Source organism: Pseudomonas imrae (assembly GCF_046352735.2).
GTDB classification, from domain to species: Bacteria; Pseudomonadota; Gammaproteobacteria; order Pseudomonadales; family Pseudomonadaceae; genus Aquipseudomonas; species Aquipseudomonas imrae.
Window position 1 is genome coordinate 1,312,842 of the sequence record NZ_CP110853.2, and the last position, 23,975, is coordinate 1,336,816.

Here is a 23,975-nt window from a genome sequence, read left to right on the forward strand (position 1 = left end):
GCCAGTTGGCGTCAGCACTCGATAATGTTGACCGCCAGACCGCCGCGAGCGGTTTCTTTGTATTTGCTTTTCATGTCGGCGCCGGTCTGGCGCATGGTACGGATGACCTTATCCAGCGAGACGAAGTGTTGCCCGTCGCCGCGCAGGGCCATGCGCACGGCATTGATGGCTTTGACCGAGCCCATGGCGTTGCGCTCGATACACGGCACCTGCACCAGCCCGCCGATGGGGTCGCAGGTCAGGCCGAGGTTGTGTTCCATGCCGATCTCTGCAGCGTTCTCCACTTGGGAAACCGTACCGCCCAGCACTTCACACAAGGCTCCTGCAGCCATGGAGCAGGCCACGCCGACTTCACCCTGGCAACCGACCTCAGCGCCGGAAATCGAAGCGTTTTCTTTGTAGAGGATGCCAATCGCAGCGGCGGTAAGGAGGAAACGCACCACACCGTCTTCGCTGGCTCCGGGGATGAAGCGCATGTAGTAATGCAGCACTGCTGGCACAATGCCGGCTGCGCCATTGGTAGGCGCTGTCACCACGCGCCCGCCATTGGCGTTTTCTTCATTGACCGCCAGGGCGTACAGGTTGACCCAATCGAGCACGGACAACGGGTCACGCAGTGAGGACTCCGGGTTCTTGCACAACTGGCGGTGCAGCGCTGCCGCTCGGCGCTTGACCTTCAGGCCGCCGGGCAGAATTCCTTCGTTGCGACAGCCGGCATCCACGCAGTCCTGCATCACTTGCCAGATGTTCAGCAGGCCACTGCGGGTTTCTGCTTCAGGGCGCCAGGCACTTTCGTTGGTCAGCATCACCTGGCTGATGGGTAGCCCATAGGTGGCGCAATGGCCGAGCAAGTCCTTGGCGCTTTTGAACGGGAAAGTCAGGGGCGTTGCATCTTCGACGATACGGTCGGCGCCGGCGGCGTCTTCATCCACCACGAACCCGCCGCCGACCGAATAGTATTCACGGCTGCGAATCTGGATGTTTGTGGCGTCGAAGGCGCGAAAGATCATGCCGTTGGGATGGTAGGCGAGGGGTTTGCGAATCATCGCCAGGTGTTCTTTCTCGTTGAACGCAATGCTGTGTTCGCCGAGCAGGTTCAAGCGGCCGTCCTTGCGCATTTGCGCCAGGCGCTCAGCCACGGTTTCAGTGTTGACGGTGTCCGGGTGTTCGCCTTCCAGGCCAAGCAACACGGCTTTGTCGCTGCCATGGCCTTTGCCGGTGGCGCCGAGGGAGCCGTAGAGTTCCACCTTTACGCTGGTGGTGGTGCTCAGCAGGTTGTCACGTCGCAAGCCCTCGACAAACCGGGCCGCGGCGCGCATCGGGCCGACGGTATGGGAACTGGAGGGGCCGATGCCAATCTTGAACAGGTCGAACACGCTAAGGGACATGGTTGTTCTCCGGTTTCTTATTATGTGTCGAGTGCAATCGGTCTAATTGTGGGAGCGAGCAAGCCCGCTCCCACATGTTTGACCGTATTCGCTCAGTCAGATCAGGCGTAGCTCTCTATCGAAGGGCATGCGCATACCAGGTTACGGTCGCCAAACACGTTGTCGACACGCCCAACCGGCGGCCAGTACTTACCCTCGATCAACGATGCCACCGGGTAAACCGCCTGTTCGCGACTGTATGGGTGGCTCCATTCACCCACCAGTTCCGCTGCGGTGTGCGGAGCGTTCTTCAGCGGGTTGTCGTCTTTGTCCAATGTGCCGTTTTCCACCGCGCGGATTTCTTCGCGGATGGCGATCATCGCGTCGCAGAAGCGGTCCAGTTCTTCCTTGGACTCACTTTCGGTCGGCTCGATCATCAAGGTACCGGCCACCGGGAACGACATGGTTGGTGCGTGGAAACCAAAGTCAATCAGGCGCTTGGCCACGTCGTCGACGCTGATGCCGCTGCTGTCTTTCAACGGACGCAAGTCCAGGATGCACTCGTGAGCAACCAGGCCGTTGCTACCGGTGTAAAGCACTGGATAGTGCTCTTCCAGGCGACGGGAGATGTAGTTGGCGTTCAGGATCGCCAGCTGCGAAGCACGCTGGAGGCCGGCGCCGCCCATCATGCTGATGTACATCCAGGTGATCGGCAGAATGCTCGCGCTGCCGAACGGTGCTGCGCAGACTGCGCCTTCCTTGCGCTCCATGGCGGCGTGGCCGGGCAGGAATGGCGTGAGGTGGGATTTGACGCCAATCGGCCCAACGCCCGGGCCGCCGCCTCCGTGGGGGATGCAGAAGGTCTTGTGCAGGTTCAGGTGGGACACGTCGCCGCCGAACTTGCCGGGTGCGCAGAGGCCGACCATCGCGTTCATGTTGGCGCCGTCGATGTATACCTGGCCGCCGTTGTCATGAATGATCCCGCAGATTTCGCGGATACCCTCCTCGAATACTCCGTGAGTCGACGGATAGGTGATCATCAGCGCAGCGAGGTGGTCACGGTGCTCGATGGCCTTGGCACGCAAGTCTTCGATATCAACGTTGCCCCGCGCGTCGCAGGCGGTGACCACTACGCGCATACCGGCCATGTTGGCGGTCGCCGGGTTGGTGCCGTGGGCCGACGAGGGGATCAGGCAGATATCGCGGCGGTCATCGCCACGGCTCTGGTGGTAGGCACGAATCGCCAACAGGCCCGCGTACTCACCTTGGGAGCCGGCGTTCGGCTGCAGCGAGATCGCGTCGTAACCTGTGGCCGCGCAGAGCATGGCCTCCAGTTCGGTGGTCAGTTGCTGGTAGCCGGCGCTTTGTTCTGCGGGCGCGAAGGGGTGCAAGGCGCCGAATTCAGCCCAGGTCACCGGGATCATTTCGCTGGCGGCGTTGAGTTTCATGGTGCAGGAGCCCAGCGGGATCATGGTGCGATCCAGGGCCAGGTCCTTGTCGGCGAGCTTGCGCAGGTAGCGCATCAGCTCGGTTTCCGAGTGATAACGGTTGAAGACCGGGTGGCTGAGGATCGGCGACTGGCGCAGCAGCGCAGTTGGCAAGGTGCTGTCGACACTGGCGGCCAGGGTTGCGAAGTCTGGCAGGGCCTTGTCGCCGGCGAACAGCGCGAACAGGGTTTCGATGTCGGCTTGCGCAGTGGTTTCGTCCACCGACAGGCCCAGGCGCTCGGCGTCCACGACACGCAGGTTGATGCGTTGGGCATGGGCTTTGTCGTGCAGGGCTGCGGTGCTGGCGCCGGTCTTGATCGTCAGGGTGTCGAAGAAGTTTTCCTGCTCGACCTTCAGGCCCAGGGCGTTCAAGCCTTTGGCCAGGATCGCGGTCAGGTGATGAATGCGTTGGGCAATCTGGGTCAGGCCTTTGGGACCGTGGTACACGGCGTACATGCTGGCGATGTTGGCGAGCAGGACCTGGGCGGTGCAGATGTTGCTGGTGGCTTTTTCGCGGCGGATATGTTGCTCGCGGGTCTGCATCGCCAGACGTAGGGCCGGCTTGCCGAAACGGTCGACGGAGACGCCCACCAGGCGGCCCGGCATATCACGCTTGAACGCATCCTTGGTGGAGAAGTAGGCCGCATGCGGGCCACCGAAGCCCAGCGGCACGCCGAAGCGTTGCGCGCTGCCGATGGCCACGTCCGCGCCGAATTCGCCTGGAGGCGTCAGCAGGGTCAGGGCCAGCAGGTCGGCGGCCACGGCCACCAAGGCGTTGGCGGCGTGGAAGCGTTCGGTCAGTTCGCGGTAGTCGAACACATCACCGTTGCTTGCCGGGTATTGCAGCAGCGCGCCGAAAAACGCGCTGACGTCGCTCAACTGACGCTCGTCGCCCACCACCACATCGATACCCAACGGCTCGGCGCGGGTGCGCAGCACATCGAGGGTTTGCGGGTGGCTGTGGATCGAGGCGAAGAAGGCGTTGCTGCCCTTGTTCTTGCTCAGGCGCTTGCAGAAGGTCATGGCTTCGGCGGCGGCGGTGGCTTCGTCGAGCAGGGAAGCGTTGGCGATCGGCAGGCCGGTGAGGTCGCTGATCAGGGTCTGGAAGTTCAGCAGTGCTTCCAGGCGGCCCTGGGAAATCTCTGGTTGGTACGGGGTGTAGGCGGTGTACCAGGCCGGGTTTTCCAACAGGTTACGCAGGATCGGCGACGGCGTGTGGCAGTTGTAGTAGCCCTGGCCGATGTAGGTCTTGAACAGTTGGTTCTTGGCGGCGATAGCCTTGATCGAAGCCAGGGCATCGGCTTCGCTCAAGCCGTCATTCATGCCCAGCACCGAGGTGCCCTTGATGCTTTCCGGGATCACGCTGGCGCTCAGCGCTTCGAGGGAGTCAAAGCCCAGGCTGGCAAGCATCTGCTGCTCGTCTTCCTGGCGCGGGCCGATGTGGCGGGCGATGAATTCGTTGGCGGTCGTCAGTTGAACAGTCATGGCGCGCTCCTCAAGCTTCGGCGTTGGCTTTGATCAGGCGGTCGTACGCATCCTGATCCAACAGCTTAGCCACTGCCTCGGCGTCGGCTGGTTTAAAGCGGAAGAACCAGCCTTCGCCCATCGGGTCTTCGTTGACCAGTTCCGGGCTGCCATCAAGTTTGTCGTTAACTTCCAGCACTTCACCGTCCAGCGGCATGTAGACGCCGCTGGCGGCTTTTACCGATTCCACGGTGGAGGCTTCAGCGCCTTTGTCGTAAGCCTGCAACTCCGGCAGTTGCACGAAAACCACATCACCCAGCGCGTCCTGCGCAAAAGCGGTGATACCCACGGTGACGCTGCCATCGGCTTCGGCGCGCAGCCATTCGTGATCTTCAGTGAAACGCAACTCGCTCATGGAAACTCCTCAGGGCCAGAATCGTCTGGTGGACGGGATTAAATGCTCGTGTCAGCCGAGCGCATAACCAAACTTCAAGCAAAAAATCGGCCATTTTAAATTTATCTATATTTATCAGTTGCTTGAGCTTAATTTTTGAAATTGGCGGAGATTGTTGTGGAACGAAATCAATACATGCCTGAGTTGTAAAAATGCACTTAGGGATCAAAACCTTGCAAAACCAGAGGGACTTAGTGCTGTATTGAAATCGTTCCGGTGTAGCGTTTTTGATACGGGTGGAGGGCGTTTTTGAGTCTGCGTGCATGAGGTGCGATCTATCTACTGCCTGATTCATTTGTCGGCGATCTATGTTGCGATCATCACTTGATCGGGAATATCGCCATGAACAGCCACACATCGCCACCCACAGAAACTCAGCAGGCACAGGAGTCGCACAACTACCTCGCCGGGGTGTTTGCTAGGCGTTTGACCTTGACGCAAGTCGCCCAAGTGATGATCCAGGAATGGTTTGACGACTTGTTTGCCGGCTCCAATCTGCGAGCGAGTGCTTGTTGGATTGGTGTCATACAACAAACGGGGTCACATCGTGGGGCGACCTATAACCAGCTTGTACCTTTGAGCGATGCCCTTATCCAGTGCCGCATGGTCGGCAAGGTCTTGAACTACACCTCGGGCCATCATCAATTGCTGGTGAATACCGCAGGTGATGAGTTCAAACCGGCGGACAAAGCTATCTCGGTCGATGATATCGAGTTCATGCTCAACGCCCTCGCCCCCAGGTTGCTCGACGGTTTTTGGTCGAGGCTCGTGGAATATTGGAATGCGCGGGTACCCGATGACTCTTCGCTGAGTCGTTGGCACGCTGTAGGCCGGCACTTGCGCTTGTGCTTGCGTAAGGCCCGGCAGAACCCACCGCTGACGTCCGCGCAACAAAAAATGTTCCTGAGCGATGATCCTGAGCAGCTCTGGGGGGACCGCCAGGACCGGCAAGTAGTGGGCGAGACGAACCGATTGTGGATCTATCAGGTATATGCCGCCCACGAAGGGCAATTGGGTGAATGGCTTCCCATGCTGGTCCTGAAGCGCGACGTCGACCAGGAAACAGTCATCCTATTGTATATCCCGGCCATGAATGTAGTGAGGCTCGGCACACTGGATGATTTGGGCGCGTTGCTGCCTCGCTATATGCGCGACTACAAGCCGGGCATTGCGATCAAATGGGTGCTCAAGGAGCCGGCAGGCAACGCCTTTGATGCCCTGGCGCAGACTTTGCTGGACGGGCAACTGAGGAGCCTGAAAAAGGTCGACTGGTCGGAATTACCCGAGGTCGCCAGTTATGTAGGCGTATTTCATAAACTCACTTCGCCACTGGTTTGGTTCGACTCGGAGCGTGTTGGGCAGCCTAACGAAGAGCAACTGCCTCTCTGGTTGCAAGCAGCCGGGGCGGCTGATCGCCAGGCTTATGGCCAGTGGTGCGCTCGTCTTGCTGACCTGCAACGGCGAACTGGCGGCGCCTCATTTCTCGATGGGCTTGAGCCTATCGATGTGTATGCACGCAAAAAGCTGCAGCAGCAGATGCTGATAGATTTCCCGGAAAAGGGGGGTCTCAACCCGGACGATTATCTGCTCACCGTTAAGCGGACCCAGGGCTCGACGATTGGTTGGACACAGAGCACCACACGAACCTTGACCCTGTGGTCATTGGAAAACCCGTATGCCACGCCCTACGCCAGCATAGATATCGTCAATCAGGCAGACCCGGGCAATGTGCCGGTTTGGTTAACCCAGGGCGATTACCTGAATAAATTGATGGCGGCTGTCGATGTGGGCAAACATTACCCGGTCCTTCTCAAAGACAAGTTGTACCTGGATGCTGCCGAGTCGGCACGTCGCCGCCGATTGTTCCGCGACCAAATGATGCTTCAATTACCGATGTTGGCCCTTGAGTACAGCCTCGTGCGCAGCAACGGGTTTACCCGGCAGGGGTACAACGTGGTGCAAGCGATGATGCGCACTGATCACGCGTTGCGCAGGGTGGCGGATGAGGTGATCGTGGCTCGGCCGCTGGGATTTCTTGCTCACGCCGGCGGAACGGTTCATACGGCGGCAAATCTGTTTGTGATAGGTCCTCGAGACAATGGGCATTTGCCTCATGTCCTGTATCGACCTGATCACGCTGCAGTTGTACTTGAGCAGTTCCCCAGTCGCCAGGCATTGCTCGATGAGGTCGCTCGGACAGGCAGCGACTTGCAGCATTTGGTGCTTGAGCGTTTCTCCGAGCGCAGCCGGGCGATATTTGACAATGGTGGTTTTCTAAACCCGCGTTTTCAACGTGTTTTGCCCGGCGATGAGTTCAGTGTGTTGCCTGCTTCCAGCCCTGCGTTGCTGTGTGATGAAACGGTGCCCGGGGAGTTCCTCGACGTTGTCTTCGATCAAAACGCCAGAAGCCTGTGGCAGAGCGCTGAAAAACAATCGGTCTCCAACGAGGCGCTGCGCTGGACGCTGTTCAGGAACAACCTCTGGCAGCTCTTCAATGCGGTGCTGCCCATGCTCAGAGGACCGGTGGCCACCGCCGGATGGCTGTTGCAAATATCCGCAAGCTTTCGGGCGGTGCTCGCCCTGCCATCCGATGCCAGTCAGGAGGCTCGCGCCGATATGATGGCCGAGCTGATCGGAAGTCTTTCGGGTCTGCTGATGAGCCCTGTTGTGATGCTGGAGGAGCGTTTGGGCTTGATGGGGGTCGAGCCTGACATTCGGTGGACGGGTGGTGGCGAGGCCATTGCGCCCGTTCACTCAAGGCAATCGGTGTCGACGTTTGATTGGCACAGCGCGATGGCGGATGTAACGATTGTGGACTCCTCTTGGGCCAACGCAACGCTGAGGCTCAATGCGGCGCAGCGTGCGCAGCTTGCGACGTTTCAATGGTCGCCGAGGGCAGGGGAGAGTAGGCCCACGAATCCCGCCATCCTTTCAAAAAATAGTCCTGTACGTGGCCGTGTGGTGCTTCAACACACAAGTGGAATACGCAGCCATGCTGACTACACACTGATCAACAGCAAATTGTATGGCGTCAAGCAACTGGACGGTCGCTGGCGAATAGTCGATTTGAGAAACGACGAACGCCTTGGGCCGTGGCTCAGGAGAAACCCACGAGGCGTGTGGGGAATCGACCTTGGTATGCAGTTGCGTGGGGGGCAGCCCAAACCGACACCTGCCGAGCTGCGTGCCAACATCCAGAGAAATAATCAGATACTTGGGCGCAATTACAACGATGCGACGACGCGACTGATGGAGGCTGAGAGGCCTGTGGTGGCAGCGCATGAGCTCTATAAAAAAGCCTTCGAGACGAACCAGAGTGCGTTTACTGACCTACTGCGGGAAAACATCAGAGCACGCTACCTGATAGAGCTCAAAAAACAAAACCGCTGCCAGCGGGAAAAGCTGGATCTGTTGATAGCAAAAAACGCCAATAGACCACTCCCAGGTTTTGAGCAGGAAAATATCCTGCAATTGGAAGCGTTGATCGAGAACATGCGCGAGCAAATGAGCGTGCTGAAAACTGCACGTGCCGCTTTAGCACTTTCTAGCGAACGAAAGCAGCAGTTGCGTGCTCAGCTTGTGGATGAGGATGTATCTGTCGCAGAGTTCGCGCACCAGACGTTGCGCACGCAAGGGTTAAAAACTGCCGAGCTTAACGATCAGTTGATTGAGTTGAGTATTCTGGAGCGAAACAACAGGGAGCAGATGACAGCTATTCCCGGGTATGACCTGGAGTCGAGTCTGCTGTCGGCGGCCCCGTCCACCACGCCATTGGACTGGAAGTCGCGGCAGTTGGAAGTTTACCGAGGGTTGATATTGAACCGACGCCCGTTCGCGGAGGAGTTCGAGGATTTTGTGCATTTAAGTCACATGATCGAACAGCTCAGTGTGACGGCAGGCTCACAGAAGATATTGGAGCCACCAAGCCCGATCAGCCTTGAGCAACGCATCACTGGGCTCAAGGATAACCTTCGCGAATACGAAACCGCCCAGGCGTGGTTGCGCGGGGCTGACTGGGCTTCGTCTGGGTTGTTGGATCCGGACTATATCCAGCGCTTGTACCGCCTCATCAATAGTATTGAACACGAAGCACAACGTTTGCTCGCGATTGCGCTTCGCGAGCAGAATCGCGAAAAATTTTCCGGGCCTGGGCCACGACGCAGGCCGGCTTTGGACTCTGATAAACGTTTGGTTCGCGACCAGAAAAACCGATACATGGTGGGGCTACTACGCACAGGTGCGCCGGGCTCGACAGAAGAAATAGTCGACGTGATAGAGCCTGTCGACAAGCTTATCCTGGCAAGCTTTCGCCGTGATGGCAGCTCCAGTGAGTTTGAGTCGGTTGCCAACGTCACACCAGCGGTGTCGCGCCCGGTACGATCATTGGAAAAACTGTTGGCCGATGCTCAAAGGTTGCTGGGAAGAGCAACGCTCAATATTGATCAGGCCCGTATCGAAGCGCAAACAAGTACGGTGCCTGAGCAGGTCGAGGCCGGACTTGTTCGCAAGGCCAACGCTATGAATGCGGTCGCCGACAAGATCCGCAAAGCCATGGCGCTGGGGGAAAATCCAGACGCTGACTCAGCGGACATAACATCCCAACGGTTGCTCACGCTAGAACAGGCTGTGGGTCGCCTGATCGAGCAGGGCCGGCTGATCCGTATAGAAATGACCAAGCGTCTTCCGCCCGTCGCGGAGGGTATTGAATACCTTAAAAGCCAGGGCGAGATTGAGATTTTATCGATTCAGGGGCGTATCAAGCTCAAGCGCGAGAACGACTATTTGCAGGAATATATGATTCAGGACAAGGCGGGCGCAGTGCTGGGCTATGCGCACTTTCACTACAGCGCACAAGACTCGCCCGACACGCCGTACACCGCAGGTCATCTGAAAAAGCTGCAAGAGCGTTTTTTGAGTTTTCAAAGCCTCGCCGATGTGTCTGACAGCCGCGCGATTGATATTTACTATTCCAAAATCGGCGAACGTCTGGCCCGGCAGTTATTTTTTAATGCGACGGGCTCAATAGTCCGTCGAGCGCGTCGGCAATACTGGTAAGGCTAAGCATCGAGCCCGTCCCACAACGGCGTGACTTTATGACTTTCCGGGAATTCCATATTTGCGCAATCGATGGGCGATGGCGGTATGCGAGGTTTGCAAACGGCTGGCCAGTTGTCGGGTCGAGGGATAGCTGGCGTACAGTTTCTCCAGCAACCCGCGCTCAAAATCTTCCACCGCTTGCTCCAGGCTGTTGACCTCACCGTCACTCTGGCGCGCCACCGAGGTGCCGGCGATGTCCAGGTCGCCAATATCCACCAGGCTGCTTTCGCAGATCGCGGCGGCGCGGAAGATCACGTTCTGCAACTGACGTACGTTGCCCGGCCAGCGGTTGCCCAACAGGGCCGGGTACGTACCAGGCGCCAGGCGGCAGACCGGGCGCTGGATCTGCGCACAGGCTTGCTGCATGAAATAACGAGCCAGCAGCAGGATGTCCTGGCCGCGTTCGCGCAGGGGCGGGACTTCGACGTTGAGCACGTTCAGGCGATAGAACAGGTCTTCCCGGAAGGTGCCTTCGCTGACCATTTTTTCCAGGTCGCGATGGGTGGCGCTGAGGATGCGTACGTTGACCTTGATCTCACGGTCGCCGCCTACACGACGGAAGCTGCCATCGTTGAGAAAACGCAGCAACTTGGCCTGTAGATAAGGCGACATCTCGCCGATCTCATCAAGAAATACCGTGCCTTGGTCGGCCAGCTCCATCAGGCCAGGCTTGCCGCCGCGCTGGGCACCGGTGAAGGCGCCGGGGGCATAGCCGAACAATTCGCTCTCGGCCAGGTTTTCCGGGAGTGCTGCACAGTTCAATGCCAGGAAGGGCGAGCTGTGGCGCGCACTGATGGCGTGGCAGGCGCGGGCGACCAGTTCCTTGCCGGTGCCGGTTTCTCCCTGGATCAATAACGGAGCGTCCAGAGCCGCCACCCGTTGCGCGCGCGCCTTGAGGGTGCGAATCGCAGGGGACTCACCCAGCAGCGCATCGAAACCTTCGGCATGGTCGTGGTGCAACGCCGACAGGCGCTCGCCGATGCGGTTGGGTGGATACAAGGTGAGCAATGCGCCGGCGTCAGTGATGGGGGTGGCGTCGAGCAACAGGGTCTGGCCATTGACGTTGATCTCCCGCAGCGGCAGACGGAAACCATGCTCGAGCAAGGCGTCCAGCAATGCCGGATCGTCAAACAGTTCGGCCAGGCTTTCTCCGGCTGGCTCGCGACCGTAGAGGGCGATCAACGCCGGGTTGGCCAGCAGCACCTTGCCGGCGCTGTCCAGGGCCAGTACTGGGTCAGTCATGGCCGCCAGCAGCGCGTCGAGTTGCAGGTGCCGGCGCTGGCCGGGGAGGATGTCGACCACGGTCACCGCTTGCACGCCCTGCACGCTGAACAGCGCATCGCGCAGCTCCTCCAGAACCTCGGCGCTGAGGGTCGGCGCGTCGATATAGACGTTGGGCGGGACCATTTCCACCGCATCCAGGTTGAGATTGCGTCCACCGAGCAAGGCCAGGACTTCCTGGGTGATGCCGACGCGGTCGATGAAGCTGACGTGGATACGCATGGACGGTTTTGGTTCTGGAATGCAGAGGGTGGCCAGTATGCCTTGTAGGAGGGTACAGGTGAAATCTGGCAGGTGATGGAGATCAAAATATGGGAGCGGGCGTGCTCGCGATAGCGGTGTACCAGACACGCATCAGGTGACTGATCCACCGCTATCGCGAGCACGCCCGCTCCCACACAAAACCGTCCCACAAGGGATATGCGCTGCTCTTATTCCAGGTGTTCGGGTTTGACCGGATCGCCCGATTTCACATCCAACTTATGTCGCACATCCTCGAACATCAAGTCGTACTGCTTGTGCATGCCGCCGTTGAGCACAGCCATCTTCGGCATGCCATATTTCTGCGCAATCTTCATCGCATGCCGGGCGAAGTCAAAGGCCTGGTCCTTGGGTAGGAAAAACTCCTCCTTCAGGTCTTTGCCCTGCACCGAGCCATGCATTTTGAACAGCATTCCCTTGCCTTCCTTGGGATCCTGGCTGACTTCATAGTCGATACACAGGTTGTAGCTGAAGTCCTGGGCATTCAGCGCGTGTCGCTCGATGTGCAAGTGACCGGGTTCGAACATGGCCATAGGCGTTTCTCCTTCAAGGCATGCAGATGGGGCGTGGAATATCTACTGGTACTGGATCCCGGCTGTTGCCGTGCTGATGCGCGTGCCGGCGGTACCCTGGACAATAGCGTCGATGTCCGAGAGTGAACCGATCACCGCGGTTTTGCCAGTCTGGCGGGCAAACTCGCAGGCGGCTTGCACCTTGGGGCCCATGGAGCCTGCGGCGAAGCCGAGTTTCTCCATTTCGTCGGGGTGGGCTTGGCCAATGGCTTTTTGCGTGGGCTTGCCATAGTCGATAAAGGCTGCGTTGACGTCGGTGGCGATCACCAGCAAATCGGCCTTCAACTGTGCGGCCAATAGCGACGAACACAGGTCTTTGTCGATCACTGCTTCAACGCCCCTGAGTTTGCCGTCTTCGCCGTACATCGTTGGAATCCCGCCGCCGCCCGCGCAGATCACGATGCTGCCTTTTTCCAGCAACCAGGTGATCGGGCGGATTTCAAAGATGCGTTTGGGACGTGGGCTGGCCACGACTCGACGGTATTTATCGCCATCGGGTGCAATTGCCCAGCCTTTTTCAGCCGCCAGTTGTTCTGCTTCGGCTTTGGAATACACCGGACCGATAGGTTTGGTCGGGTGCTTGAAGGCCGGGTCGTTGGCATCCACTTCCACCTGGGTCAACAACGTGGCGAACGGCACTTCGAAGTCCAACAGGTTGCCCAGTTCCTGTTCGATGATGTAGCCGATCATGCCTTCGGTTTCGGCGCCCAGCACGTCCAGCGGGTACGGCGAAACACTGGTATAGGCCGCCGCTTGCAGCGACAGCAGACCGACTTGCGGGCCATTGCCATGGGCGATGACCAACTCGTTGCCGGGGTGGATCCTGGCGATCTGCTCGGTAGCGATTCGGATATTGGCACGTTGATTGTCTGCGGTCATGGGTTCACCACGGCGCAGGAGAGCGTTACCGCCCAGTGCGACGACGATACGCATAGTGTGCATTCCTTATAAAGTTCAGACTTGTGAACACAAGACCAAATGTGAAAGCGAGCAAGCCCGCTCCCACATTGGCCGAGATCTAACCTTGAGATTCAGATATCGGCGAGTGCCGACACCAGGATCGCCTTGATGGTGTGCATGCGGTTTTCCGCCTGTTCGAAGGCGATGTTGGCCGGGGATTCGAACACCTCTTCGGTCACTTCCACGCCATTGGCCAGGTGCGGATACCGCGCAGCGATGTCCTTGCCGACTTTGGTTTCGCTGTTATGGAACGCTGGCAGGCAGTGCATGAACTTCACCCGGGGGTTGCCCGATGCTTTCATCATCCTGGCATTGACCTGATACGGCAGCAGTTGCTCGATGCGTTCGTCCCACGCCTCCACCGGCTCGCCCATGGACACCCAGATATCGGTATGGATGAAGTCCACGCCCTTGACTGCTTCTTCAGGGTTTTCGGTGATGGTGATGCGCGCGCCACTTTCTTCGGCAAAAGCCTGGCACTGCTTGATGAAGTCCTCGTGGGGCCACAAGGCTTTTGGTGCACCGATGCGCACGTCCATGCCCAGTTTCGCGCCGATCATCAGCAACGAGTTGCCCATGTTGTAGCGCGCATCACCCAGATAGGCGTAGCTGATGTCATGCAGCGGCTTGTCGCTGTGTTCGCGCATGGTCAGGGTGTCGGCGATCATCTGGGTCGGGTGGAATTCAGCGGTCAGGCCGTTGAACACTGGCACGCCGGCAAACTTGGCCAGTTCTTCGACGATCTCCTGTTCGAAGCCGCGATACTCAATGGCATCGAACATCCGACCCAGAACGCGGGCGGTGTCTTTCATGCTTTCTTTGTGGCCGATCTGCGACGATACCGGGTCGATGTAGGTGACGTGGGCACCCTGGTCGTGGGCCGCCACTTCGAATGCACAACGGGTACGGGTCGAGGTTTTCTCGAAGATCAACGCGATGTTCTTGCCTTTCAGGTGCGCACGTTCGGTGCCGGTGTATTTGGCGCGCTTGAGGTCACGGGACAAGTCCAGCAGGTAATGCAGCTCGCGAGTGGTGTGGTGCATCAGCGACAGCAGGCTGCGGTTACGCATGTTAAAAGCCATGGTGGATCTCCTTCTGTTTAGGTTATCCCCTTGGCCGGCGCCTTATGAGCGGCGGCCAAGGTCTGGAAATCAATAGTCGATCGGGTCGCGGATGATCGGGCAGGTCATGCAGTGGCCGCCGCCACGGCCACGACCCAGTTCGCCGGCGCTGATGGTGATGACTTCCACGCCGGCCTTGCGCAGCAGAGTGTTGGTGTAGGTGTTGCGGTCGTAACCGATCACGACGCCAGGCTCCACGGCCACCACGTTGTTGCCGTCATCCCATTGTTCGCGCTCGGCGGCGAAGCTGTTGCCGCCGGTCTCGACCACGCGCAGGGTTTTCAGGTTCAGCGCGGCGGCCACGGTGTCGAGGAAGCTCGTGTCTTCGCGGCGCACGTCGATGCCGCCGGGTTTGCTTTCGTCAGGGCGCAGGCTGAAGGCGACGATCTGGCTGACCACTTCAGGGAAGATGGTCACAAGGTCGCGGTCGCAGAAACTGAATACGGTGTCCAGGTGCATGGCGGCGCGGGATTTTGGCAGGCCGGCGACGATCACGCGTTCCACTGCCTTGTTCTTGAACAGATTCAGCGCCAGTTGGCCGATGGCCTGGCGGGACGAACGCTCGCCCATGCCGATCAATACCACGCCATTGCCAATTGGCATTACGTCACCGCCCTCAAGGGTGGCGTTGCCGTGCTGCTCGTCGGGGTCGCCGTACCAGATCTGGAAGTCTGCGTTAGTGAACTCAGGATGGAATTTGTAGATGGCGGCGGCCAGCAGGGTTTCCTGGCGTCGCGCTGGCCAGTACATGGGGTTGAGCGTTACCCCGCCATAGATCCAGCACGTGGTGTCGCGGGTGAACTGAGTGTTGGGCAGCGGCGGCAGAATGAAGCTGGAGTGGCCGAGGAAGTCGCGGAACATCTCGATAGTCTTGCCACCAAAGCTGTCCGGCAGGTCATCGGCGGAGACGCCACCGATCAAAAACTCGGCGATCTTGCGTGGTTCCAGGCTGCGCAGCCACGAACTCACTTCGTTGACCAGGCCCAGGCCGACCATGTCGGCAGTGACCTTGCGCTCCAGGATCCAGTCCAGCGCTTCAGGGATGGCGACGATGTCGGTCAACAGGTTGTGCATCTCCAGCACATCGATGTCCCGCTCACGCATCTTGGTGACGAAGTCGAAATGGTCACGCTTGGCCTGGGCGACCCAGAGCACGTCATCGAACAACAGCTCGTCGCAGTTATTGGGGGTCAGCCGCTGATGGGCCAACCCTGGGGAGCACACCATGACTTTGCGCAGTTTGCCGGCTTCGGAATGTACGCCGTACTTAACTTTTTCGGTGGTCATTACAGATCCTCCAATGAACGAAAGTTATAAAGTCAGGAAACCGTCGTAGAGCCCATAGGCCGCCACCAGGGCGCCAATGACCACTGCGGCGAAAATCAGCTTCTCGACGTTGGTGAAAATCGGTTTGCCCAGTTCACGCTTGGCCTTGGCGAACAGAATCGCGCCAGGGGCATAGAGCAGGGCGGACAGCAGCAGGTATTTAGTGCCGCCGGCGTACAACAGCCAGACCGCGTAGACCAACGCAATGGCGCCGATCAACAGGTCTTTCCTGCGTTCGGCCAGGGCGGTTTCGTAGGTCTCGCCGCGCACTGCCAGCAGCAGCGCGTAGGCTGCCGACCACAGGTAGGGCACCAGGATCATCGAGGTGGCGAGGTAGATCAGTGACAGGTAGGTGCTGGCGGAAAACAGGGTGATCACCAGGAAAATCTGCACCATCGCGTTGGTCAGCCACAGGGCATTGACCGGTACATGGTTGGCGTTCTCCTTGCGCAGGAACTCCGGCATGGTGTGGTCCTTGGCGGCGGCGAACATGATCTCCGCGCACAGCAGCACCCAAGACAGCAACGCACCCAACAGCGAGATGATCAAGCCGACGCTGATCAGCACCGCGCCCCAGTGGCCGACCACATGTTCCAGCACGGCTGCCATCGACGGGTTCTGCAGCTTGGCCAATTCCGGCTGGGTCATGATCCCCAGGGACAAGACGTTCACCAGCATCAGAAACAACAACACGGTAATAAAACCGATGACCGTGGCCTTGCCGACGTCGGAACGTTTTTCGGCACGGGACGAGAAAATACTTGCGCCTTCGATACCGATAAATACCCAGACGGTGACCAGCATCATGTTGCGCACCTGGTCCATTACGCTGCCCAGATCCGGGTTTTTCATGCCCCAGATGTCAGCGGTGAAGATGTCCAACTTGAACGCGAAGAGCGCGATCAACACAAACAGTACCAGCGGTACGACTTTGGCGACGGTGGTCACCAGGTTAATAAAGGCCGCTTCCTTGATCCCGCGCAGCACCAGAAAATGCACGGCCCACAGCAATATCGAGGCGCCGATCACCGCCGCCGGGGTGTTGCCTTCACCGAAGATCGGAAAAAAGTAGCCCAGGGTGCTGAACAGCAGCACGAAATAGCCAACGTTGCCCAGCCAGGCACTGATCCAGTAGCCCCAGGCGGACGAAAAGCCCATATAGTCGCCAAAGCCGGCCTTGGCGTAGGCATAGACGCCGCCGTCCAGATCCGGTTTGCGATTGGCCAGGGTCTGGAACACGAACGCCAGGGTCAACATACCCACCGCTGTGATGACCCAACCAATTAACACCGCGCCTACATCGGCACTGGCGGCCATGTTTTGCGGCAGGGAAAAGATCCCGCCACCAATCATCGAACCCACGACAAGTGCAACCAGAGCGCCTAATCGAAGTTTTCCGGGAGAATCAGACATTGCGTGACTCCAATGCAGGAGAAGAGAGACCACAGAATAAATCCGTGCGCTATTCAAACAGCTGACTCAGATCACTTCATTGGCACATTCCATTGTGAATTAATGACTTGCGGTTAAGCATCGGGTGCAAGTGAGTTTCTGGAAAAGCTTGTTGCAGAGCGTCTCCTTTATTATTGTCAGACAGCTTTCGCAGAACGATGGAGGTTTGACGCTAGACCGCTTTGTGTAATACGCAAGTTTTCTGAACCTGTTTTGCCCGCGAGCTCTTATTTAGGTCTCCGATGCTCCCTATCTAAAAATCAAATTTGTCTAGACTCGAATAACTTTAATGCCATTGAGTTATGAGGCATTCATTTTTATTCGCTGTAGCTAATAAACGCCCGGCGTTATCGCTAAACTAGCGCGCGCGATTGTTAACTTTATAACGGTCATTAATCCCAGGAGTTTGCATGTCGCAACCGGTGCAAAAGCTTCGACTCGGTGCCCTTGTCGCCCTGGTCGTGGGTTCGATGATTGGTGGCGGGATCTTTTCCCTGCCGCAGAACATGGCGGCCCGGGCGGAAGTGGGGGCGGTGCTGATCGGCTGGGCAATCACCGCCGTGGGCATGTTGACCCTGGCGTTTGTGTTCCAGACCCTGGCCAATCGCAAACCGGATCTGGATGCTGGTGTGTACGCCTACGCCAAGGCAGGTTTTGGCGACTACATGGGTTTTTCGTCCGCCTGGGGCTACTGGATCAGTGCCTGGATGGGCAACGTCGGCTACTTCGTGCTGCTGTTCAGCACGCTGGGCTATTTCTTTCCGGTATTCGGCCAAGGCAATACGCCGGTGGCCATCGGTTGCGCGTCGCTGTTGTTATGGGCTGTGCATTTTCTGGTGGTGCGCGGGATCAAGGAAGCGGCCTTTATCAACCAGATCACCACCGTGGCCAAGGTCGTGCCGTTGCTGATGTTCATCGTTATCGCCGCAGTGGCGTTCAAGGCCGAGGTATTTACCCGCGATATCTGGGGCCTGGGCAACCCGGATTTGGGCAGCGTAATGAACCAGGTACGCAACATGATGCTGGTCACGGTGTTTGTCTTCATCGGCATCGAGGGCGCCAGTGTTTACTCGGCGCGGGCGCAGAAACGCTCGGATGTCGGGCGGGCCACGCTGATCGGTTTTCTCGGTGTGCTGGCGCTGTTGGTGCTGGTCAATGTGCTGTCGTTGGGGATCATGAGCCAGCCAGAGCTGGCCAACTTGCAAAACCCATCCTTGGCCGGTGTGCTGGAGCATATCGTCGGGCCCTGGGGGGCGTTGTTGATCAGTATCGGCCTGGCGGTGTCGCTGCTTGGCGCGCTGTTGTCCTGGGCGTTGCTCTGCGCCGAAATTCTGTATGCGACAGCCCATGACAAGACGATGCCGGCATTCCTGAAAAAGGCCAACGCCAACCATGTGCCGGTCAATGCCTTGTGGTTGACCAATGTGATGATCCAGGTTTTCCTGGTGATCACCCTGTTTTCGGCCAGCACCTATACCACGCTGATTTACCTGGCTTCATCGATGATCCTGGTGCCGTATCTATGGTCGGCGGCTTATGCGGTGTTGCTCTGTGGACGCGGTGAAACCTACGAGAACGCCCAGGGTGAGCGACTCAAGGATTTACTGATTGGCGTCATTGCGCTGGGGTACGCCGTGTGGCTGTTGTATGCCGGTGGCTTGAAGTACTTGCTGCTGTCGGCCTTGCTGTACGCGCCGGGCGTGATTCTGTTTGCCCAGGCCAAGCGCGAGCAGGGCCTGCCGGTGTTTACCGCGCTGGAAAAAGGCATCTTCAGTTGTGTGATTGTCGGAGCGTGCCTGGCAGCGTACGGGCTGTACAACGGCATGTTGACGTTTTGACAGCACTGGGCGCTCACCACTGGGGTCGGTGTGAGCCCAGTTCGCCTGCCGGCAAATCCCATTGCAGCGGCGTACCTGTAATGGTCACCGGGGCCAACAATCGATGGGCGGGGCCCCAGGCGGTTTGCTCCACCAGCATGCCCTGATCGACCGGTTCTTCGGCTCGCAGCAGCGGTTGCTCGACACCTTGTCCGGCCGCCACCAACAGTTTGGCGGTGCGGGCCAGCGATAGCTGCGCTGAACCGCCGCGTGCGGTTTTCAAGCGTTCGCTCAGTGCCTGTATTGCACTGGCTGCCATCAGGTAGCCGGTGGCGTGGTCCAGCGCCTGCAGGGGCAGCGGGACGGGTTTGTCGGCCAGTTTGTACTGCATGCCTGCGTGGGTGATACCGCAGCTCATCTGCACCAGGCTGTCGAAGCCGCGGCGATTGCGCCACGGGCCGCTCCAGCCATAAGCGTTGAGGCTGATGTCGATCAGGCCGGGAGCGCGCTGTTGCAACTGTGCAGCGCCGTAGCCGAGTTGCTCCAGGGCATCGGCGCGGTAACCGTGGAGCAGAATGTCGGTGTGCTTGAGCAGGCCTTCGAAGATTCTCCGGTCGTCGGGCTTTTTCAGGTTCAGGCGGGTGCAGCGTTTACCCAGGGTCATTTCGGGTATCACCCCTGGTTCGTTCCAGTCAGGGGCGTCGATGCGCAGTACGTTGGCGCCAAGGCCGGCGAGGAATCGACTGGCTACGGGGCCGGCCAATACGCGAGTCAGGTCCAGCACATTGATACCCGTCAAAGGCCTGGCCACGGAGCCGAGCCAGGGCTGTTCGCGGTTGGCATCAAAGGTCTGTCGCGCGACCAAGGGTTCCTGACTGACTGCGCGTCCTTGGGGATGAGCCTGCCAGTCTTGCCATGTACGCATCTGCGCCGCACAGCCACCGACATCGATAACTGCCTGTTCCAGCTCGGCGGCGTTCCATTTGGCAACTTGGCGGGCCGTGGCCTGACGGTCAGCGAGTTCCCCCAGCACCTTTTCGGCGGCGGCACGATGATGGGGGGGCGTTGGTGTGCAGGCGAATCCAGCCGTCGGTGGTGGCATAGTCGCCGGCGATCGGGTCCCACAATGGCGGCACTGTCCAACCAACGGGGCGCAATGAACTGGAGAACCAGAACGACGCCAGACGTCGATCCACCGAGACCGCAGGCAAACGTCCGGTTTCCTGGCGCAGCAGTTGGGCGACGGCCTGGCCTGCCGCGCCGATACTGGCGCAGGCCAGATCGGTTACCGCAAAGCTCGAGGACAGGGCGCCGGCTTCGGTGGTGGTCAGTGCGCAGATGGGCAGATCGAGTGCAGCTTGGATGGGAGTGAGCAGGTCAGTCATCGAAGGCCCTCCGTAAGAGAAGGGCCATCATAGAAGATCTTCAGGGGTGTGCGGCAACCCCAGGTTCCAGCGGCAAATCCAGGGTGGCGATAAATCCGCCATCGGCATGGTTCGCCAGGATCAGAATACCGCCGTGGCGCTCCGCCGCACGCCGGGCAATGGCCAGGCCCAGGCCGTGGCCTTGGGCGGTTTGCCCTGGGGCGCGGTAAAACGGTTCGCCCAATTGGCTCAGGTGCGCGGTTTCTACGCCAGAACCATGATCGCGCACGCTGACCACAATGTGTTCATCCTGGCGCCGGGCGTGTACTTCAATCGGCTGGCCTGGTGGGTTGAAACGCTGGGCATTGCGCAGCAGATTATCCAGCGCTCGTTCGATCATGTGTGGCCAGCCCTTGAGTGCCAGCGCGGGCTCGGCGTGAAGCTGCACCACCTGGTCCGGCGCGCCGAGTCGAGCGTCTTTTTGCAGGGTCTTGAGCAGCAGGGTCAGGTCAATTTCTTCGGCGCTGGCATTGTCGGCGTCGACCCTGGCCAGCACCAGAATCTCGCTGATCAAAGCCTCCAGCCGGTCACATTCAAGGGTCAGGCGTGGCCAGAGCTTCTCCCGTGCCTGGGGAGTGGCGCGTTCCGCCAGGGCCAAGGCGATACGCAAGCGTGCCAGCGGCGAGCGCAGTTCGTGGGAAACATCGCGCAGTAACTGGCGTTGACTGCCGATCAGGCTTTGCAGGCGTGCGCCCATGCGGTTGAAATCGGTGGCCAATACGCCGAACTCATCGCGACGGTTGGCCAGGCGTGCCAGGCTGTTTTGCTGATAAGTGGCCTGGCCGAGGTCGTGTACCGCGCCGCGCAAACGGCTGAGGGGGCGGGTGATCGACAGTGTCACCAGCAGGCTGAACAGCGTCAGCACCACCAATGCAATGGCCAGCGCGCTCAACGGCCAAAGCAGGCTGCTGCGGTGCCAGGCATCCAGCTCCGGGTGTGCAATCCGATAGATCAGCAGGTAGGTTTCACCGGTTTTTTCACTGGTGTATTCAGCCGTCAGGCGCCGCCAGGGCAAGGGTCTGTCATGGCTGTCGCCTTGCCGGGCCTCGAACGCGGCGGCCCGGCGCGGGAAGGTGCCACGCACCACTGGATCACCGCTTTCGTTCAGCACCTGTACATCGACGTGGTACTGGCGCTTGCGCTGTCGCAGCAACTCTTGCGCAGCGTCTTCGCCTTGGGTTTCGTAAAGCTGGGTCCACTCTTGGGCAAGGTCCTTGAGACCAGGATGGCGGCTGAGGATCCAGGCGTCTTGATTGAGCATGTGCCCCAGCAAGATCGATAGCCCGGCAACCAGGGCGATAGCCAGCCAGAAGCTGGCAAGAATGCGCCAGAAAAGTGAACGCACAGGAAAACCCTCAGACAGAAAAAGCCCAGCGGCTCGGGCCGCTGGGCTGGGAGATAGCTAACCCATTATTGCGCTTTTTGCGGTTGTTGCGCCTTCCAGGCCTGGAACTGTTGCCATTCAGCACGACGCTCGGCGCGTTTCTTGGCGATCTCGTCGAATTTCTTCTGTTGATCAGGTTTAAGCAGGGCGCGGATATCCGCCTGGGTTTTCTGCTTGGCTGCGGCCATTTCGTCTTTCATGGCTTTTTGCTCGGCGGTCGGTAGTTTATCCAGGTATTTCTTGACCAGTTGTTGGCGACCTTCACGTTGTTCGCCCATCAATTTGCCGATCTGCTGGCGCTGTTCGCGGCTCAGGTCCAGTTGACCGAAAGGGCCGCCTTTGCCGCGCATGCCGTGTTCACCAGCGTGAGCCGGGCCACCCATCATGTGCCCTTCAGGGCCACCTTTGTGGCCCGCACCTTCAGGCATGGCCATGGCAACGGTTGGCAGGGCTGCAGCGAACATCAGAGCGATCAGGGTCTTGCGCATGGTATTTCTCCTTGTCTCGGTTCCGGTGAGTCCGGATGTGAGTAGATTAAGGAGATCAAGGTCAGCCGCCGTCAGCGCAGCGTAAAGTTTTGGTAAGGGAAGGGGGCAGTTGTAAGGTTCAAGCGGCAAGCTGCAAGCGAGTCGCTCCAACTTGCGGCTTGAACCTTGCCGCTTCTTCAAAGGCAATAATAATAACCGCGGCTGCGCAACGCGACGATACGGGGGCGGCCATCGGGGTGCGGGCCGATTTTCTTGCGCAGGTTGCTGACGTGCATGTCCAGGCTGCGATCGTACAGGGTCAGCTTGCGGCCCAGGGCGATTTGCGCCAGTTCCTGTTTGTCCAGCGGCTCGCCCGGCTGGCGCAGCAAGGCTTCCAGCAGACGGCTTTCGGAAAGCGTGAGGGTCAGCTCCTGGTTGTCGATGGTGACCACGCCGCGAACCGGGCTGAAGCACAGGTCACCCAACTCCAGTTGGGTCGAGACGGCGGGCGGATGGCTACGGCGTAATACCGCCCGCAAACGCGCAGTCAGTTCGCGAGGATCGCACGGCTTGGCCAGGTAATCGTCGGCTCCCAGTTCCAGGCCGAGAATCCGGTCCAGCGGCTCGCCGCGGGCCGAGAGCATCAGCACCGGCAGGTCAGGGTGGTCGGCACGCAGTTGCTTGAGCAGTTCCAGGCCGCTGCCGTCGGGCAGCATCACGTCCAGTACCACCGCCGCGGGTGCCGCGTCGGCCAGGGCCTTGCGAGCACTCACGCCATCATGGCAGGCACGCACCTGGAAGCCTTCCTGGTTCAGCCAACTGGTCAGCAGCTCACACAGCTCCTGGTCATCATCTATCAGTAACAGCTCGCTCATGACTCACTCGATTTAGCCATTGTCGACGACGCCGGTGCCCGCCACTGCCCACAGACATAACTGACTCAAGCGCATCGGAGCACCTGATGCCACACGAACATTCAGAATGTCGTGACCAGACCACCGGGAACATTGAACGATCAGGAGTGCGCCGGACCGGGTAAGCCCGGCGTCATCCAGATCAAGGCAGGACTTGTTTGAACGGTTTGATCATGACTTCGGCATACACGCCTGCCGCCACATAGGGGTCGGCCTTGGCCCAGGTCTGGGCATCGGCCAGGGACGCAAACTCGGCAACGATCAGGCTGCCAGTGAAACCGGCCTCTCCCGGGTCATTGCTGTCGACGGCGGGGTGAGGGCCGGCCAGCACGATGCGCCCTTCGGCCTGTAGTTGCTTCAGGCGCTCGACGTGAGCCGGACGTACGGACAGGCGCTTTTCCAGGGAATTGGCGACGTCGGTGGCAATGATGGCGTAGAGCATGTCAGTCCTCGGTTTTTGGCGTGGTTGCATCGGTGTCATGCAGATGGCGCGACAGGTAGATGCCTTGCGCGACCAGGAATACCACGGTCATGCCCAGGCTGCCGAAGACCTTGAAGTCGACCCAGTAGCTCTGGAAAGTAAAGGCAACGAAAAGGTTGGCCGCACCGCAGAACAGGAAAAACACGATCCACGCAATGTTCAGGCGGGTCCAGATCGGCTCCGGCAGGGTCAATGCGTGGCCCATGATTCGCTTGATCAGCAGGCGATCGCCGACGAAGTGGCTGCCAATAAAGGCCAGGGCGAACAGCCAGTTGACCACTGGGGCTTTCCATTTAAGGAAGGTTTCGCTGTGGAACGCCAGGGTCAGGCTGCCAAAGACCAGGCACGCGATCAGGGTCAGCCATTGGCTTTTTTCCAGCTTGCGCTGGGAGATGAAGATTGCACCGTAGACCACCAAGGAGCTGATGATCAGCATCGCCGTGGCACTGTAGATGCCACCGAACGATAGCTCGTGGCCACCGATATCGATGATTCGTGGGTCGAGTTTGTAGACAATGAAGAACAGCAACAGCGGGATGAAGTCGATGAATTGTTTCACAGTAAGAGCCAGAAGCCGGATGTGACGGCATAATACCAAACATCCTTGGTAGCGAAAGCGCCAGCTGACTTGAGGTTACACACTTCC

General features: G+C 59.1%; 16 protein-coding genes and 1 pseudogene. 2 read left to right on the forward strand and 15 right to left on the reverse strand.

Annotated features, from left to right (window positions below; genetic code table 11):
* Nucleotides 1–11: 11 nt before the first annotated feature.
* The 3 genes from OQ460_RS05965 to gcvH all read right to left on the reverse strand — a co-directional run bounded on the left by OQ460_RS05965 (nucleotide 12) and on the right by gcvH (nucleotide 4,733).
* Nucleotides 12–1,388 carry an L-serine ammonia-lyase gene (locus OQ460_RS05965; RefSeq protein WP_410020946.1) on the reverse strand — a complete coding sequence of 459 codons (1,377 nt, stop codon included), beginning with the start codon at nucleotides 1,386–1,388 and terminating at the stop codon, nucleotides 12–14.
* Between the two features lie 101 nt (nucleotides 1,389–1,489).
* Nucleotides 1,490–4,339, reverse strand: a complete 2,850-nt coding sequence (gene gcvP, locus OQ460_RS05970; protein ID WP_410020947.1) for an aminomethyl-transferring glycine dehydrogenase — start codon at nucleotides 4,337–4,339, stop codon at nucleotides 1,490–1,492.
* A 10-nt stretch (nucleotides 4,340–4,349) separates the two neighbouring features.
* On the reverse strand, nucleotides 4,350–4,733 hold the full coding sequence (gene gcvH / locus OQ460_RS05975) for a glycine cleavage system protein GcvH (RefSeq protein WP_410020948.1): 384 nt from the start codon (nucleotides 4,731–4,733) through the stop codon (nucleotides 4,350–4,352).
* Nucleotides 4,734–5,114: 381 nt separating this feature from the next.
* On the opposite strand from gcvH, the gene OQ460_RS05980 reads away from it, so the two are divergent.
* A complete protein-coding gene (locus OQ460_RS05980) occupies nucleotides 5,115–9,827 on the forward strand; it encodes a hypothetical protein (RefSeq protein WP_410020949.1) in 4,713 nt (1,570 codons plus the stop codon).
* Between the two features lie 36 nt (nucleotides 9,828–9,863).
* Here the strand turns inward: OQ460_RS05980 and OQ460_RS05985 are convergent, their stop codons facing one another.
* The 6 genes from OQ460_RS05985 to arcD (OQ460_RS06010) form a co-directional block, all read right to left on the reverse strand.
* Nucleotides 9,864–11,372 carry a sigma-54-dependent transcriptional regulator gene (locus tag OQ460_RS05985; RefSeq protein ID WP_410020950.1) on the reverse strand — a complete coding sequence of 503 codons (1,509 nt, stop codon included), beginning with the start codon at nucleotides 11,370–11,372 and terminating at the stop codon, nucleotides 9,864–9,866.
* Nucleotides 11,373–11,581: 209 nt separating this feature from the next.
* Nucleotides 11,582–11,944 carry a DUF5064 family protein gene (locus OQ460_RS05990; protein ID WP_410020951.1) on the reverse strand — a complete coding sequence of 121 codons (363 nt, stop codon included), beginning with the start codon at nucleotides 11,942–11,944 and terminating at the stop codon, nucleotides 11,582–11,584.
* A gap of 42 nt (nucleotides 11,945–11,986) precedes the next feature.
* Nucleotides 11,987–12,916, reverse strand: a complete 930-nt coding sequence (gene arcC, locus OQ460_RS05995; RefSeq protein ID WP_410020952.1) for a carbamate kinase — start codon at nucleotides 12,914–12,916, stop codon at nucleotides 11,987–11,989.
* 98 nt (nucleotides 12,917–13,014) lie between these two features.
* On the reverse strand, nucleotides 13,015–14,025 hold the full coding sequence (locus tag OQ460_RS06000) for an ornithine carbamoyltransferase (RefSeq protein ID WP_410020953.1): 1,011 nt from the start codon (nucleotides 14,023–14,025) through the stop codon (nucleotides 13,015–13,017).
* 69 nt (nucleotides 14,026–14,094) lie between these two features.
* On the reverse strand, nucleotides 14,095–15,351 hold the full coding sequence (gene arcA / locus OQ460_RS06005) for an arginine deiminase (protein ID WP_410020954.1): 1,257 nt from the start codon (nucleotides 15,349–15,351) through the stop codon (nucleotides 14,095–14,097).
* A 24-nt stretch (nucleotides 15,352–15,375) separates the two neighbouring features.
* The gene (arcD, locus tag OQ460_RS06010) at nucleotides 15,376–16,803 is read right to left on the reverse strand and encodes an arginine-ornithine antiporter (RefSeq protein WP_410020955.1); all 1,428 of its coding nucleotides are present in this window, start codon (nucleotides 16,801–16,803) and stop codon (nucleotides 15,376–15,378) included.
* A 449-nt stretch (nucleotides 16,804–17,252) separates the two neighbouring features.
* Between arcD (OQ460_RS06010) and arcD (OQ460_RS06015) the strand changes: the two genes are divergently transcribed.
* Nucleotides 17,253–18,680, forward strand: coding sequence for an arginine-ornithine antiporter (gene arcD / locus OQ460_RS06015; RefSeq protein WP_410020956.1), 1,428 nt, complete (start codon nucleotides 17,253–17,255; stop codon nucleotides 18,678–18,680).
* A gap of 13 nt (nucleotides 18,681–18,693) precedes the next feature.
* Here arcD (OQ460_RS06015) and OQ460_RS06020 read toward each other — a convergent pair.
* From OQ460_RS06020 to OQ460_RS06045, 6 genes and pseudogenes are all read right to left on the reverse strand, one after another.
* Nucleotides 18,694–20,044 (reverse strand): annotated as a pseudogene (locus tag OQ460_RS06020) (CoA transferase).
* Nucleotides 20,045–20,084: 40 nt separating this feature from the next.
* Nucleotides 20,085–21,428, reverse strand: a complete 1,344-nt coding sequence (locus OQ460_RS06025; protein ID WP_410020957.1) for a sensor histidine kinase — start codon at nucleotides 21,426–21,428, stop codon at nucleotides 20,085–20,087.
* A gap of 65 nt (nucleotides 21,429–21,493) precedes the next feature.
* Entirely contained in the window at nucleotides 21,494–21,955 is a 462-nt protein-coding gene (locus OQ460_RS06030; protein ID WP_410020958.1) for a Spy/CpxP family protein refolding chaperone, read from the reverse strand.
* A 176-nt stretch (nucleotides 21,956–22,131) separates the two neighbouring features.
* On the reverse strand, nucleotides 22,132–22,809 hold the full coding sequence (locus OQ460_RS06035) for a response regulator transcription factor (RefSeq protein ID WP_410020959.1): 678 nt from the start codon (nucleotides 22,807–22,809) through the stop codon (nucleotides 22,132–22,134).
* A gap of 181 nt (nucleotides 22,810–22,990) precedes the next feature.
* Nucleotides 22,991–23,290, reverse strand: a complete 300-nt coding sequence (locus OQ460_RS06040; RefSeq protein WP_410020960.1) for a YciI family protein — start codon at nucleotides 23,288–23,290, stop codon at nucleotides 22,991–22,993.
* A 1-nt stretch (nucleotide 23,291) separates the two neighbouring features.
* Nucleotides 23,292–23,888, reverse strand: a complete 597-nt coding sequence (locus OQ460_RS06045) for a septation protein A (protein ID WP_410020961.1) — start codon at nucleotides 23,886–23,888, stop codon at nucleotides 23,292–23,294.
* Between the last annotated feature and the right edge of the window lie 87 nt (nucleotides 23,889–23,975).